15 protein-coding genes are annotated in these 14,296 nt (G+C 73.2%); all 15 read left to right on the top strand.

Going from position 1 to position 14,296, the window contains the following annotated elements; all coding sequences use genetic code 11:
• The first annotated feature begins 28 nt into the window (after window positions 1–28).
• The 15 genes from GGQ55_RS05790 (at window position 29) to nuoK (ending at window position 14,290) form a co-directional block, all read left to right on the top strand.
• The gene (locus GGQ55_RS05790) at window positions 29–751 is read left to right on the top strand and encodes a demethylmenaquinone methyltransferase (protein WP_179715532.1); all 723 of its coding nucleotides are present in this window, start codon (window positions 29–31) and stop codon (window positions 749–751) included.
• Between the two features lie 9 nt (window positions 752–760).
• Window positions 761–907 carry a hypothetical protein gene (locus GGQ55_RS05785; RefSeq protein WP_179715531.1) on the top strand — a complete coding sequence of 49 codons (147 nt, stop codon included), beginning with the start codon at window positions 761–763 and terminating at the stop codon, window positions 905–907.
• 15 nt (window positions 908–922) lie between these two features.
• Window positions 923–1,594, top strand: a complete 672-nt coding sequence (locus GGQ55_RS05780) for a phosphoribosyltransferase (RefSeq protein WP_179715530.1) — start codon at window positions 923–925, stop codon at window positions 1,592–1,594.
• 112 nt (window positions 1,595–1,706) lie between these two features.
• The gene (locus tag GGQ55_RS05775; protein ID WP_179715529.1) at window positions 1,707–2,990 is read left to right on the top strand and encodes a geranylgeranyl reductase family protein; all 1,284 of its coding nucleotides are present in this window, start codon (window positions 1,707–1,709) and stop codon (window positions 2,988–2,990) included.
• Window positions 2,991–3,087: 97 nt separating this feature from the next.
• Complete coding sequence (locus tag GGQ55_RS05770) at window positions 3,088–3,450, top strand: NADH-quinone oxidoreductase subunit A (RefSeq protein ID WP_179715528.1); 363 nt, start codon at window positions 3,088–3,090, stop codon at window positions 3,448–3,450.
• Between the two features lie 13 nt (window positions 3,451–3,463).
• Window positions 3,464–4,156 carry a NuoB/complex I 20 kDa subunit family protein gene (locus GGQ55_RS26745; RefSeq protein WP_179715527.1) on the top strand — a complete coding sequence of 231 codons (693 nt, stop codon included), beginning with the start codon at window positions 3,464–3,466 and terminating at the stop codon, window positions 4,154–4,156.
• Window positions 4,153–4,893 carry an NADH-quinone oxidoreductase subunit C gene (locus GGQ55_RS05760; protein ID WP_179715526.1) on the top strand — a complete coding sequence of 247 codons (741 nt, stop codon included), beginning with the start codon at window positions 4,153–4,155 and terminating at the stop codon, window positions 4,891–4,893. Before GGQ55_RS26745 ends, GGQ55_RS05760 begins: the two co-directional genes overlap by 4 nt.
• Window positions 4,894–4,906: 13 nt before the next feature.
• Window positions 4,907–6,229 (top strand): NADH-quinone oxidoreductase subunit D, encoded by a 1,323-nt coding sequence (locus GGQ55_RS05755; RefSeq protein ID WP_179715525.1) that lies wholly within the window; start codon window positions 4,907–4,909, stop codon window positions 6,227–6,229.
• On the top strand, window positions 6,229–7,236 hold the full coding sequence (gene nuoE, locus GGQ55_RS05750) for an NADH-quinone oxidoreductase subunit NuoE (RefSeq protein WP_179715524.1): 1,008 nt from the start codon (window positions 6,229–6,231) through the stop codon (window positions 7,234–7,236). Before GGQ55_RS05755 ends, nuoE begins: the two co-directional genes overlap by 1 nt.
• 4 nt (window positions 7,237–7,240) lie before the next feature.
• Window positions 7,241–8,569, top strand: a complete 1,329-nt coding sequence (nuoF, locus tag GGQ55_RS05745) for an NADH-quinone oxidoreductase subunit NuoF (RefSeq protein ID WP_179715523.1) — start codon at window positions 7,241–7,243, stop codon at window positions 8,567–8,569.
• The gene (locus GGQ55_RS05740; protein WP_179715522.1) at window positions 8,566–11,031 is read left to right on the top strand and encodes an NADH-quinone oxidoreductase subunit G; all 2,466 of its coding nucleotides are present in this window, start codon (window positions 8,566–8,568) and stop codon (window positions 11,029–11,031) included. Before nuoF ends, GGQ55_RS05740 begins: the two co-directional genes overlap by 4 nt.
• Window positions 11,028–12,512 carry an NADH-quinone oxidoreductase subunit NuoH gene (nuoH, locus tag GGQ55_RS05735; protein WP_179715521.1) on the top strand — a complete coding sequence of 495 codons (1,485 nt, stop codon included), beginning with the start codon at window positions 11,028–11,030 and terminating at the stop codon, window positions 12,510–12,512. The genes GGQ55_RS05740 and nuoH overlap by 4 nt, the downstream gene beginning before the upstream one ends.
• Window positions 12,505–13,122, top strand: a complete 618-nt coding sequence (gene nuoI, locus GGQ55_RS05730; RefSeq protein WP_179715520.1) for an NADH-quinone oxidoreductase subunit NuoI — start codon at window positions 12,505–12,507, stop codon at window positions 13,120–13,122. Before nuoH ends, nuoI begins: the two co-directional genes overlap by 8 nt.
• Window positions 13,119–13,994, top strand: a complete 876-nt coding sequence (locus GGQ55_RS05725; protein ID WP_179715519.1) for an NADH-quinone oxidoreductase subunit J — start codon at window positions 13,119–13,121, stop codon at window positions 13,992–13,994. The genes nuoI and GGQ55_RS05725 overlap by 4 nt, the downstream gene beginning before the upstream one ends.
• Entirely contained in the window at window positions 13,991–14,290 is a 300-nt protein-coding gene (gene nuoK, locus GGQ55_RS05720; protein ID WP_179715518.1) for an NADH-quinone oxidoreductase subunit NuoK, read from the top strand. Before GGQ55_RS05725 ends, nuoK begins: the two co-directional genes overlap by 4 nt.
• Window positions 14,291–14,296 lie beyond the last annotated feature (6 nt).

Below are 14,296 nucleotides of genomic sequence, written 5' to 3'. Positions count from 1 at the left end.
GCGTAGGAGCACGGGTAGCGTCCGTGCCGTGGGAGATCGTGGAGAGACCGCGCACACCAGTGGTGTGCGGGCGGGGCTGGACAAGCAGCCGGCCGAGGTCGCCGCGATGTTCGACCGGGTCGCCCGCCGCTACGACCTCACCAACACGGTGCTCTCCGGCGGCCTCGACGCCGGCTGGCGGCGCGCCACCCGCGAGGCGCTCGACCCGCGCCCGGGGCAGGTGATCCTCGACGTCGCCGCCGGAACGGCGGTCTCGACGGTGGAGCTCGCCGGCACCGGCGCGACCGCGATCGCCCTCGACTTCTCGCAGGGGATGCTCCGCGCCGGGGCCTCCCGCCCGGTGCCCAAGGTGGCCGGCGACGCGATGCGGCTGCCGCTGGCCGACGAGAGCGTCGACGGCGTCGTCATCTCCTTCGGCCTGCGCAACGTCGCCGATCCCGACGCCGCGCTGCGCGAGTTCCGGCGGGTCACCCGCCCCGGCGGCACGCTCGTGGTCTGCGAGTTCTCCAGCCCGACCTGGTCGCCGTTCCGGACCGTCTACACCGAGTACCTGATGCAGGCCCTGCCGCGCATCGCCCGCGCGGTGAGCAGCAACCCGGAGGCCTACGTCTACCTGGCCGAGTCGATCCGCGCCTGGCCCGACCAGCCGGCGCTCGCGGCCCGGCTGCAGGGTGCCGGCTGGTCCGACGTCGGCTGGCGGAACCTGACCGGCGGCATCGTCGCGCTGCACCGGGGCTACCGCCGGGGCTAGCGTCTCCGCATGACCTTGCCGCCACCCGAGCCTCCGGGCGGGCCGCAGCCGCCGACGCCGATCGACCCGTTGCCGCCGCCGGCCCCCGCACCCTCCCCGGTGCCCGACCCGGCCGACCCGATCGCGCCGCCGCCGTCCGGGCCGCAGCCCGTCTGAGCCGCGGCGCGGGCGATGAGCGGGCACCCGCCGTTCGCCGACCGACGCGACGCCGGCCGCGCGCTCGGCGCCGCGCTCGCCGGGCGGCTGGGCGAGGCCGCCGACGTCGTCGTCCTCGGCCTGCCGCGCGGGGGCGTGGTCGTCGCCGCGGAGGTCGCCGCCGCCCTGGGCGCCGCCCTGGACCTCGTCGCGGTCCGCAAGCTCGGCCTGCCCTGGCAGCCCGAGCTGGCCATGGGCGCCATCGCCGCCGCCGGGGACGCGGTCGAGGCGGTGCGCACCGATCAGGTCCTCGCGCGGGCGCACGTCGCCCCGGCGGCCTTCGAGGAGGTCCGGCAGCGCGAGCTCACCGAGCTGCGCCGCCGCGAGCAGGCCTACCGGGGGATCCGGCCGCCGGTCCCGCTGGCCGGCCGGACCGTCGTGGTGGTGGACGACGGCCTGGCCACGGGGGCCACGATGCGCGCGGCGGTGGCCGCGGTCCGCCGGTCGCACCCCGCCCGCGTGCTCGTCGCCGTCCCGGTCGGGTCGCCGCACACCTGCGCCGAGCTGGCCGCCTCGGTCGACGACGTGGTCTGCCTCTGGACGCCGGCGTCGTTCTCCGCGGTGGGGCAGGGCTACGGCGACTTCGGTGCGACCAGCGACGACGAGGTCCGGGAGGCCCTGGCGACCGGTGCGTCAGGCGGGAACTGAGCGACGAGTTCCCGGGGGCAGTGTTCGCTTCGTCACGTTGTCGGCCTAGACTCGGACGACGGACTTTGTGAACCATTTCACAAGCTCGCCCGAGACCCAGGGGGACCGCACCGTGCCGACGACCGGACGACAGACGGCCGCGCCCGAGCGCGCCGACGTCGTCGTCGTGGGAGCCGGTCCGGCCGGGTCGGCCGCGGCCTGGACGCTGGCCACCGCGGGACTCGACGTCGTCGTCCTCGAGAAGGCGCTGTTCCCGCGGGAGAAGGTCTGCGGCGACGGGCTGACCCCGCGCGGGGTCAAGCAGCTCGACGAGATGGGCATCGACACCTCACCGGCCGCGGGCTGGGTCCGGCACAAGGGGCTACGGGTGTTCGGCGGTGGTCAGGTCGTCGAGGTCGACTGGCCGACGCTGGGCAACTGGCCGGGCTACAGCCTGGTCTGCCAGCGCCGCGACCTCGACGCGATGCTCGCCCGGCACGCCGCCGCGGCCGGGGCGCGGGTGCACCACGAGGTCACCGTCACCGAGCCCCTCCTGGACGACGCCGGGCGGGTCGCCGGCGTGCGGGCGCAGGCCGGCCCCGGCAAGGAGTCGGCCGAGTGGCGGGCGCCGCTGGTGATCTCCGCCGAGGGGCTCTCCGGCCGGCTGGCCAAGTCGCTCGGCCTGGTCCGCCGGACCGACCGGCCGCTGGGCGTCGCCGTCCGCCGCTACATCGCGACGCCGCGGACCCACGACGACTACCTCGACATCTCCTTCGACCTGTCCGCCGACGGCCCCGACGCCGACTCCATGCCCGGCTACGGCTGGTCGTTCGGCATGGGTGACGGGACGGCGAACGTCGGCTTCGGCCTGCTCGACACCCGCCGCTCCGACGGCGACCACCGCGAGGTCTTCCGCCGGTGGCTGACCACCCTGCCGCCGGAGTGGCAGCTCGACGAGCAGCACGCGGTCACCCCGGTGCGCGGCGCGGGGCTGCCCATGGCGCTCAACCGAGGGCCGGCCTACACCCGCGGCCTGCTGCTGGCCGGCGACGCCGCGGGCACGGTCAACCCGTTCAACGGCGAGGGCATCAGCTACGCGATGGAGACCGGGCGGACCGCCGCCGAGACCGCGGTCGCCGCCCTGGCCCGCCCCGTCGGACCGGCGCGCGAGGAGGTGCTGCGGCGCTACCCCGAGCGGCTGCGCGAGGAGTACGGCGCGCACCACCGCCTCGGCACCGTGTTCCTCGCCCTGCTGGCCCGGCCCGACCTGGTCCGCTTCGCCACCACCCACGGGCTCAAGCGGCCGGCTCTCGTCCGCGGTGCGCTACGGCTCATGGGCAACCTCAGCGACGGCCGCCGCGGCGACGGGGTCGACCGCGCGCTCGCCGTCCTGCACCGACTGGCCCCGGCGGTATGACCGTGGCCGAACTCACACACCGGATACATGTCGACACGCAGCGTGCAACCAGGTCCGTTGTGCGAAACGTGATCGTCCTCACCGTAGGGTGCCGCTGATGCTCTCCCTCTACGTCCCGATCCTCGGGCTGTTCGCCCTGGGCGCGGCGTTCGCGCTCTTCTCGGTCACCGTCGCCCCGTTCGTCGGGCCGCGCCGGTACAACCGGGCGAAGCTCGAGGCGTACGAGTGCGGGATCGAGCCGGTCGACCAGCCGCTGGGTGGCGGCCGGTTCCCGATCCGCTATTACCTGACGGCGATGCTCTTCATCGTCTTCGACATCGAGATCGTCTTCCTCTACCCCTGGGCGGTCACCAACGACGCCCTCGGGGTGTTCGGACTGGTCGAGATGGTTCTGTTCATCGCCACCGTCTTCATCGCCTACGCCTACGTCTGGCGTCGCGGCGGCCTCGACTGGGACTGACAAGGGGCATCCGATGGGTCTCGAGGAAAAGATCCCCGGCGGCGTCCTGCTGACGACCGTCGAGAAGCTGGTCAACTGGACGCGCAAGTCGTCGCTGTGGCCGGCCACGTTCGGCCTGGCCTGCTGCGCCATCGAGATGATGGCCACCGGCGCCGGCCGCTACGACCTGGCCCGCTTCGGCATGGAGGTCTTCCGCGCCTCGCCGCGGCAGGCCGACCTGATGATCGTCGCCGGCCGGGTGAGCCAGAAGATGGCGCCGGTCCTGCGGCAGATCTACGACCAGATGCCCGAGCCCCGCTGGGTGCTGGCCATGGGCGTGTGCGCCAGCTCCGGCGGCATGTTCAACAACTACGCGGTCGTGCAGGGTGTCGACCACATCGTGCCGGTGGACATGTACCTGCCCGGCTGCCCGCCGCGGCCGGAGATGCTCACCGACGCGATCCTCAAGCTGCACCACAAGATCATGAACGAGCCGCTCGGCCCCAAGCGGGCGCGGCAGCTGGCGCGGGAGCAGGAGGAGGGCACCGCCCAGGACCTCCTGGTCGAGATGCCCTCGACCGTGCGCGCCGACAAGAAGCTGCGCAAGGCGTACGAGGAGGCGGCGGCCGAGGGCCGCACCGGCCAGTTCCTCATCGAGCAGCGCAACGGCAACGCCGTCCTGCTGCCCGAGGAGCGCCCGACCGGGCTCGGAAAGGCATGGCGATGACGGGTCCGGGCGACCGCAGCGGGCGCGACGACGCGGCAGAGGGCGCCAACGCGCCGAGCGGCGGCTTCCGCAAGGGCGCCTTCGGTGTCAGCGGCAGCGGCGACACCTCCGGCTTCGGCGGCCTGGTCCGCGTCGAGCCCGGCGGCGCGGTCGCGCTGCACTCCACCGACCGGCCCTACGGCGGCTACTTCGACGAGGTCACCGACGCGCTGATCGAGGCCGTCGGCCAGGCCACCTACGACGCGGCGGTGCTGCGCGTGCTCGTCGACCGCGGCGAGATCACCTACTTCGTCGTCCGCGAGCACCTGCTCACGCTGGCGCAGGCGCTCCGGGACGACGAGGCGCTGCGCTTCGAGCTGCTCTCCAGCGTCTCCGGCGTCGACTACCTCGACAGCGGCGGCCCGGTGGCGACGCCGGACCGCCCGCGGCTGCACGTCGTCTACCACCTGACGTCGATGACCTACCGCCGCCGGATCCGGCTCGAGGTCGCCGTCACCGCCGAGGACCCGCACGTCCCCTCGGTGACCGGCATCTACCCGACGGCCGACTGGCAGGAGCGCGAGACGTTCGACATGTTCGGCGTCGTCTTCGACGGCCACCCGTCGCTCACCCGGATCCTCATGCCCGACGACTGGGACGGGCACCCCCAGCGCAAGGACTACCCGCTCGGCGGCGTCCCGGTCGAGTACAAGGGCGCCACGATCCCGCCGCCGGACACGCGGCGCGCCTACCGGTGAAGAAGGTCCAGCCATGACCACCACGTCCGACCCGTACGCCGGCTCGTACGAGACCACCGAGGGCCGCGTCTACACCGTCACCGGCGGCGACTGGGACAGCACCCTCGGGGCCGACCCGATCGAGGCCGAGCGGCTCGTCGTCAACCTCGGCCCGCAGCACCCGTCGACGCACGGTGTCCTCCGGCTCGTCCTCGACCTCGAGGGCGAGACCGTCACCAAGGCGCGGGTGGTCATCGGCTACCTGCACACCGGCATCGAGAAGAACACCGAGTACCGCACCTGGACGCAGGGCACGACCTTCGTGACGCGGATGGACTACCTGTCCCCGCTGTTCAACGAGGCCGGCTACTGCCTGGCGGTCGAGAAGCTGCTCGGCATCGAGGCGCCGCAGCGGGCGCAGACCATCCGCGTGCTCGTGATGGAGCTCAACCGGATCGCCTCGCACCTGGTGGCCCTGGCCACCGGCGGCATGGAGCTCGGCGCCCTCACCGGCATGACCAACGGCTTCCGCGAGCGGGAGATCGTCCTCGACCTGCTCGAGGAGATCACCGGGCTGCGGATGAACCACGCCTACATCCGCCCCGGCGGACTGGCCCAGGACCTGCCCGAGGGCGCCGTCGAGCACATCCGCGAGTTCCTGCGGATCTTCCCGGCGCGCGTGGCCGGCCTGCACAAGTTGCTCACCGGCCAGCCGATCTGGCAGCGCCGGCTCAAGGACGTCGGTTATCTCGACGTCACCGGCTGCGTCGCGCTCGGCATGACCGGCCCCATCCTGCGGGCCGCCGGCCTGCCCTGGGACCTGCGCAAGGTCGAGCCCTACCTCGGCTACGAGACCTACGACTTCGACGTCCCGACCGCCGACACCGCCGACGCCTGGGGCCGCTACCTGGTCCGGGTCGCGGAGATCAGCGAGTCGCTGCGGATCATCGAGCAGGCCGTCGACCGGCTCGAGCCCGGCCCGGTCATGGTCGAGGACAAGAAGATCGCCTGGCCCGCGCAGCTGTCCCTGGGCGCCGACGGCATGGGCAACTCCCTCGACCACGTCCGGCACATCATGGGCCAGTCGATGGAGGCCCTGATCCACCACTTCAAGCTGGTCACCGAGGGTTTCCGCGTGCCGGCCGGCCAGGTCTACGTGCCGATCGAGTCGCCCCGCGGCGAGCTCGGCTACCACGTGGTCAGCGACGGCAGCACCCGCCCGTGGCGCGTGCACGTGCGCGAACCCAGCTTCGTCAACCTGCAGGCGACGGCCGCGATGAGCGAGGGCGGCATGATCGCCGACGTCATCGCCGCGATCGCCTCGATCGACCCCGTCATGGGTGGAGTGGATCGCTGATGAGTGCACTGCCAGGATCGGCCGAGGGGACGGCGGTCACCGGGCTCGACTCGAGCCCGGTCGACCCGGCTCCCGCCGACCTCGACCCCATCCCGGCCCGCGCGGTCGCGGAGGCGCGCGAGATCATCGCCCGCTACCCGCAGCCCCGCTCGGCGCTGCTGCCGATGCTGCACCTGGTGCAGAGCTACCAGGGCTACGTCACCCCGGAGGGCGTGCGGTTCTGCGCCGACCAGCTCGGCCTCACCATGGCCGAGGTCGGCGCGGTCGCGACCTTCTACACGATGTACAAGCGCCGCCCGACCGGCCGGCACCTGGTCAGCGTCTGCACCAACACGCTGTGCGCCGTCCTCGGGGGCCAGCGGATCTTCGACGCGCTGGCCGACGACCTAGGCGTGCACCACGACGAGACCGCCGCCGACGGCTCGATCACCCTCGAGCACGCCGAGTGCCTCGCAGCCTGCGACTACGCGCCCGTGGTCACCGTCGACTACGAGTTCTACGACCAGCAGGACGTCGAGAGCGCCCGCGAGCTGGTGGCCGCGCTGCGCCGCGGTGAGAAGCCGAGCCCCACCCGGGGGGCGCCGCTCACGGACTTCCGCGGCATCTCCCGCCAGCTGGCCGGCTTCTCGCAGCACGCCGACGCGGCCGCGGCCGACGCCGCGGTCGACGCGGACGACGAGCTCGGCCCGACGCTGGTCGGGCTCCGGCTGGCCGCCCAGCGCGGCGAGTCGGCGCCGTTCCTGCCGGGCGCGGACAAGCCGACCGAGCCGGTCGGACCCTTCGGCGCCGTCCGTCCCGCCGGGCCCGGCCAGACGACGGAGCAGAAGGCGGCCGACACCGCGCAGGCGGCGGCCGGCACCCCCGCCGAGCGCTCCGGCGCCGCCCAGGCGCACCCCGACGCCCCCGAGCCGGCCGGCCGAGCGCTGGCCGACAAGGACGACGGCACCGAGACCCCCGCAGGCAGCGAGCCGGGCACCTCCGGCCAGGGCCCCCGGAAGAAGGGCTGACCTCATGCCCCTGACACCCGTGCTCACCTCGCGCTGGGACGCCGACAAGTCGTGGCGGCTGGCCACGTACGAGGACCTCGACGGCTACGTCGGTCTGCGCAAGGCGCTGACCATGACCCCGGACGAGATCGTCACCATGGTCAAGGACTCCGGCCTGCGCGGCCGCGGCGGCGCCGGCTTCCCGACCGGCATGAAGTGGAGCTTCATCCCGCAGCCGAAGCCGGGGGAGACCCCCACCGGGCCGGCGGCGATGCCCAAGTACCTCGTCGTCAACGCCGACGAGGGCGAGCCGGGCACCTGCAAGGACCTGCCGCTGATGATGGCCGACCCGCACTCGCTCATCGAGGGCGTGATCATCGCGGCGTACGCCATCCGCTCGCACTTCGCCGCCATCTACGTGCGCGGCGAGGCGGTGCACGCCCACCGCCGCCTGGTCGCCGCCGTCCGCGAGGCCTACGACGCCGGCTACCTCGGCCGCGACGTCCTGGGCTCCGGCTTCGACCTCGACCTCGTCGTGCACGCCGGCGCCGGCGCGTACATCTGCGGCGAGGAGACCGCGCTGCTCGACTCGCTCGAGGGCTACCGCGGTCAGCCGCGGCTCAAGCCGCCGTTCCCGGCCGTGGCCGGGCTCTACGGGGCGCCGACGGTGATCAACAACGTCGAGACGCTGGCCAGCGTGCCGTTCGTGATCCGCGGCGGCTCCGACTGGTTCAAGGAGTTCGGCCCGGAGAAGTCGCCCGGCCCGAAGATCTACTCGCTGTCCGGTCGCGTCGTCCGTCCCGGCCAGTACGAGGCCCCCATGGGGACGACGATGCGCGAGCTGCTGGAGATGGCCGGTGGCGTTCGCCCGGGGCACGAGCTGAAGTTCTGGACGCCGGGCGGCTCCTCGACGCCGTACTTCACCGCCGAGCACCTCGACGTACCGCTGGACTTCGACTCGGTCGCCGCGGCCGGCTCGATGCTGGGCACCACGGCGCTCATGGTCTTCGACGAGACCGACTCGATCGTCGAGGCGACGCTGCGGTTCACCGAGTTCTACGCGCACGAGAGCTGCGGCAAGTGCACCCCGTGCCGCGAGGGCACGTACTGGCTGGTCCAGATCCTCGAGCGGCTGGTGCACGGCCAGGGGACGGCGGCCGACCTCGACCTGCTCATCGACACCTGCGACAACATCCTGGGCCGCGCGTTCTGCGCCCTGGGTGACGGCGCGACCAGCTGCATCGCCAGCTCGCTGAAGTACTTCAAGGACGACTACGTCGCCCTGCTGCCGCCGGAGGAGCAGGCCCGGCTGGGCCGCTCGCTCCGCCTCGAGCCCGTCGGAGCCGCCTCATGACCACGCCGACGTCCCCGGTCCCTGCTCCGGCGTCGCCGCCCGGCGCCCCTGGAGCGCACACCCCGCCGGACGCGGTGCACTGCACGATCGACGGCTTCGAGGTCGCCGTCCCCAAGGGGACGCTGATCATCCGGGCCGCCGAGATGATCGGCGTGCAGATCCCGCGGTTCTGCGACCACCCGCTGCTCGAGCCCGTCGGTGCCTGCCGCCAGTGCCTGGTCGAGGTCGAGGGCCAGCGCAAGCCGGTCGCCTCCTGCACCATGCCGGTCAGCGAGGGCATGGCGATCAAGACGCAGCTGTCCAGCGAGGTCGCCGACAAGGCGCAGCAGGGCACCATGGAGCTGCTGCTGATCAACCACCCGCTGGACTGCCCGGTCTGCGACAAGGGCGGCGAGTGCCCGCTGCAGAACCAGGCGATGAGCAACGGCCGTACCGAGAGCCGGTTCATCGACGTCAAGCGCACCTACCCGAAGCCGCTGCCGATCTCCTCGCAGGTGCTGCTCGACCGCGAGCGGTGCGTGCTGTGCGCCCGCTGCACCCGCTTCTCCCAGCAGGTCGCCGGTGACCCGTTCATCGAGCTGTTCGACCGCGGGGCGCTGCAGCAGGTCGCGATCTACGAGGACGAGCCCTTCGAGTCCTACTTCTCCGGCAACACCACGCAGATCTGCCCGGTCGGCGCGCTCACCAGCTCCGCCTACCGCTTCCGCGCCCGCCCGTTCGACCTGCGCAGCGAGCCGAGCGTCTGCGAGCACTGCGCCTCCGGGTGCGCCCAGCGCACCGACTACCGCCGCGGCACGGTCCAGCGGCGACTGGCCGGCGAGGACCCCGCGGTCAACGAGGAGTGGAACTGCGACAAGGGGCGCTACGCGTTCCGCTACGCCACCTCGAACGAGCGGCTCATGACCCCGCTGGTCCGCCGGGACGGCGTCCTCGAGCCGGCGTCCTGGCCCGAGGCGTGGGCCGCGGCCGCCGAGGGCCTGCGGCAGGCACGCGAGGACGGCGGGGTCGGCGTGCTGCCCGGCGGCCGGCTGACCCTCGAGGACGCCTACGCCTACGCGAAGTTCGCCCGCCTCGCGCTGCACACCAACGACGTCGACGCCCGCGCCCGGGCGCACTCGGCCGAGGAGCTGGCCTTCCTCGAGGCCGAGGTCGCCGGCACCGGTCCGGCGACCGGTGCGGTGACCTACGACGACCTGGCGGCGGCCCCGACCGTGCTGCTCGTGGCCTTCGAGCCCGAGGAGGAGTCGCCGATCGTCTTCCTGCGGCTGCGCAAGGCCGTGCGCAAGGGCACCCTCGCCGTCTTCGACCTCGCGCCGTTCGCCACCCGCGCCGCCGAGAAGCTGCAGGCCACCGTGCTCGCCACGCTGCCCGGCCAGGAGGCCCGCTCGCTGGCCGCCCTGGCCGACGGCTCCTGGGGCGGCGCGGCGGTCGATGCGCTGCGCCGGCCGGGTGCGATCGTGCTGGTGGGCGAGCGGCTGGCCGAGATCCCCGGCGGTTTCTCCGCCGTCGCCGCCCTCGCCCGCGCGACCGGCGCCCGCGTCGGCTGGGTGCCGCGGCGGGCCGGCGAGCGCGGCGCGGTCGAGGCCGGCGCACTGCCGACCCTGCTCCCCGGTGGCCGCAGCGTCGCCGACCCGGTGGCCCGCGCCGACGTCGCCGCCCGCTGGGGCGTCGACCCGGCCGAGTTGCCGGCCCGGCCCGGCCGCGACGTCACCGGCATCCTCACCGCCGTCCGCGACGCGGAGCTCTCCGGCCTGGTGGTCGGTGGGGTCGACCCCCTCGACCTGCCCGACCCGGCGCTGGTCGAGGAGGCGCTGCTCTCGGCGCAGTTCGTGGTCAGCCTCGAGATGTTCCCCAGCCGCGTGACCGAGTTCGCCGACGTCGTCCTGCCGGTCGCGGCTGCGCCGGAGAAGGCGGGCACGTACCTCGACTGGGAGGGCCGCCCGCGGACCTTCGACGCCACGCTGCACGGCACCGGCGCGCTGCCCGACGCCCGCGTGCTGCAGGGCCTGGCCGACGAGCTGGACGTGGACCTGCGCCTGGTCGACCCGCTGTTCGCCCGCGCCGAGCTCACCGCGCTGGGCGTCGCCCGCGGCGAGGCCGCCGCGCCGAGGCTGGCCGCGCCCGCCGGGCCGGAGCTGGCCGAGGACCAGGCGGTGCTCGCCTCCTGGCGGCAGCTGCTCGACCTCGGCACGCTGCAGCGCGACGAGCCGGCGCTGGCCGGCACCGCGCGTCCCCCGGTGGCCCGCCTCGGCAAGGACGCCGCCCGCCGGCTCGGCCTGGCCGACGGCGACCGGCTGACCGTCACCGGCCCGGCCGGCGCGATCAGCCTGCCGGTCCTCATCACCGAGATGCCCGACCAGGTCGTCTGGCTGCCGATGCGCTCGCCCGGCAGCGAGGTCCGCTCGCAGCTGGGCACCGGGCCCGGCGGCGTCGTGACCGTGAGCGCAGGAGGTGCCGCGTGAACGTCCTCGCCAGCCGGAACCAGCCGACGCTCGCCGACTTCGGGCACGACGTCTGGTGGATCGTGCTCATCAAGGTCGTCGGGATCTTCGTGGTCCTCGTGGTGATGACGCTGTTCGCCATCGTCTTCGAGCGCAAGGTCGTCGCGCGCATGCAGCAGCGGATCGGCCCCAACCGGGTCGGCCCCCGCGGCTACCTGCAGAGCCTGGCAGACGGGCTGAAGCTGGCGTTCAAGGAAGACATCATGCCGGCGCTGGCCGACAAGCCGGTCTACTTCCTAGCCCCGGTGATCTCCGCCGTCCCGGCCTTCCTCGCCTTCTCCGTCGTCCCGCTCGGGCCGGAGGTGAGCCTGTTCGGGCACTGGACGCCGCTGCAGCTCACCGACGCCCCGATCGGCGTCCTCATCGTCCTGGCCTGCTCGGCGATGGGCGTCTACGGCATCGTGCTGTCGGGCTGGTCGTCCGGTTCGACCTACCCGCTGCTCGGCGGGCTGCGCAGCGCCGCGCAGATGGTCAGCTACGAGATCGCGATGGGCCTGTCCATCGTCGCGGTGTTCCTCTACGCCGGCTCCATCTCCACCTCGGAGATCGTCGCCGCCCAGGCCGACGGCACCGAGCTGAACTTCTTCGGCGCGCACGTGACCGGCCCGAGCTGGTACGTGATCCTGCTGCCGGTCTCGTTCGTCATCTACTGCATCGCCGTCGTCGGGGAGACCAACCGGGCCCCGTTCGACCTCCCCGAGGCCGAGAGCGAACTGGTCGGCGGCTTCCACACCGAGTACTCGTCGCTGAAGTTCGCGCTGTTCTTCCTCGCCGAGTACATCAACATGGTCACCGTCTCGGCGCTGGCCGCGACGCTGTTCCTCGGTGGCTGGCGGGCCCCGTGGCCGATCTCGATCTGGGACGGCGCCAACACCGGCTGGTGGCCGATGCTCTGGTTCTTCCTCAAGGTCGTCGTCGCGCTGTTCGTGTTCATCTGGCTGCGCGGGACGCTGCCCCGGCTGCGCTACGACCAGTTCATGCGCTTCGGCTGGAAGGTGCTCGTGCCGACGGCGCTGGTCTGGATCGTGGTCGTCGCCGCGATCCGCACGATCTCCCGCGAGGGGAACCTGCAGACCGGCGAGGTGGCCCTGTACGTCGGCCTGCCGGTGGCGATCGTCGTCCTGGTCGCGCTGCTGCTCGCCGGCCGGACCAGCAACGCCGGCGCCCGCAAGATGGCCGCCGCCGCGGCGGCCGGGTCGGTGCACGTCACCGAGCCCGAGGCCGAGCCGCAGGTGCTCCCGCCGACCGGGCCGCGGCGCCGCGCGAGCGGGCCGAGCCGGGCCGAGGGCGGCTTCCCCGTCCCGCCGATGGACCTCGTCGTCCCGCCCTCGCCGCGGCTGCGCAGCCGCGAGCCGGTCGGGGCCACACCCGGCTCTGTCGTCGGCACCGGGCGACGCGGCACCACGACCACCACCGCTGCGGGGGAGAACGACGATGACTGACACCACCCCGGCGCGCCGGAGCGGCGGCGAGGTCGCCCGTCCCGGCAGGGACGCCAAGCCCCCGCGGCGCAGCGTGCTGCCCGCGCCCGGGCAGGGCTTCGGCCTCACCTTCGCGCAGATGTTCAAGAAGGTGACGACGGAGGAGTACCCGTTCGAGCCCAAGGTGACCAAGCCGCGCTACCACGGGCGGCACGTGCTCAACCGGCACCCCGACGGGCTGGAGAAGTGCGTCGGCTGCGAGCTGTGCGCGTGGGCCTGCCCGGCCGACGCCATCTACGTCGAGGGCGGGGACAACACCGAGGACGAGCGCTACTCGCCCGGTGAGCGCTACGGGCGCGTCTACCAGATCAACTACCTGCGCTGCATCTTCTGCGGGCTGTGCATCGAGGCCTGCCCGACCCGCTCGCTGACGATGAGCAACGACTTCGAGCTGGCCGACGACAACCGGCGCGACCTGATCTACACCAAGGAGCAGCTCATGGCGCCGCTGCTGCCCGGCATGGAGGCCCCGCCGCACCCCATGCGGCTCGGGGACGACGAGAAGGACTACTACGTGCGGACGCCGAACCCGGCCAACCCGGCCGAACCGGTCGTGGGGGAGAAGGTATGAGCGTCCTCGCCGCCGCCGCCGACACCTCGGTCCAGCTGGGCAACGGCGAGGCCGTCACCTTCTGGATCCTCGGCCCGCTCGCGCTGATCGGCGCCCTCGGCATGGTGTTCAGCCGCAACGCCGTCCACTCGGCGCTGTTCCTCGTCGTGACGATGCTCTGCCTGGGCGTCTTCTACGTCGTGCAGGAGGCGCCGTTCCTCGGCGCGGTGCAGATCATCGTCTACACCGGCGCGATCATGATCCTTTTCCTGTTCGTGCTCATGCTGGTCGGCCGCGACTCCTCCGACTCGGTCATCGAGACGCTGCGCGGCCAGCGGGTGGCGGCCACCGTGCTCGGCATCGGCTTCGCCGGCCTGGTCGGCGCGGGCATCGCCGAGGCCACCCGCGACACCCCGGCCACCGGGCTCGACGCCGTCCAGGGCGGCGACGTCAACAACATCGAGGCGATCGCCGCGCTGCTGTTCACCCGCTACCTGCTGGCCTTCGAGGTGACCAGCGCGCTGCTGATCACCGCCGCCGTCGGGGCGATGGTGCTCGCGCACGCCGAGCGCGAGCCCGGTACACGGCGCTCGCAGAAGGAGCTGTCGAAGGCACGCTTCCTCACCGACCGGCCCGGCACGCACAACGGGCCCGGGGTGTTCGCCCGCGGCAACTCGGTCGCCGCGCCGGCGCTGCTGCCCGACGGCCGCTACGCCGAGGAGAGCTTCGCCACCGGCATCGACCCGCAGGACATCGACCAGCTGCCGCGACCCGGCGGCCGCCGCGAGCTCGGCAGCCCGGACGACGCGCTCGGCACGCTCGAGGGCACCCCCAGCGCCGTGCCCGGCGGATACGGCGGCGGCAACCTCGACGAGGGGGAGAACCAGCGATGACGCTCTCGCACTACCTGGTGCTCGCGGCGATCCTGTTCACCGTCGGCGCGGTCGGCGTGCTGGTCCGCCGCAACGCGATCGTCGTCTTCATGTGCGTCGAGCTGATGCTCAACTCGGTCAACCTGACGCTGGTCACCTTCGCCCGCGCCACCGGGACCATCGACGGCCAGATCATCGCCTTCTTCGTGATGGTCGTCGCCGCCGCCGAGGTCGTCGTCGGGCTCGCGATCATCATGTCGATCTACCGGACCCGGCGCTCCGCCTCGGTCGACGACGCCAACCTCCTCAAGTACTGAGCGGAC

The sequence above is a fragment of the Petropleomorpha daqingensis genome (genome assembly GCF_013408985.1).
Lineage (GTDB): Bacteria > Actinomycetota > Actinomycetes > Mycobacteriales > Geodermatophilaceae > Petropleomorpha > Petropleomorpha daqingensis.
Note: the sequence above shows the minus strand (reverse complement) of the source record. Positions and strands in the feature narration are given on the sequence as shown.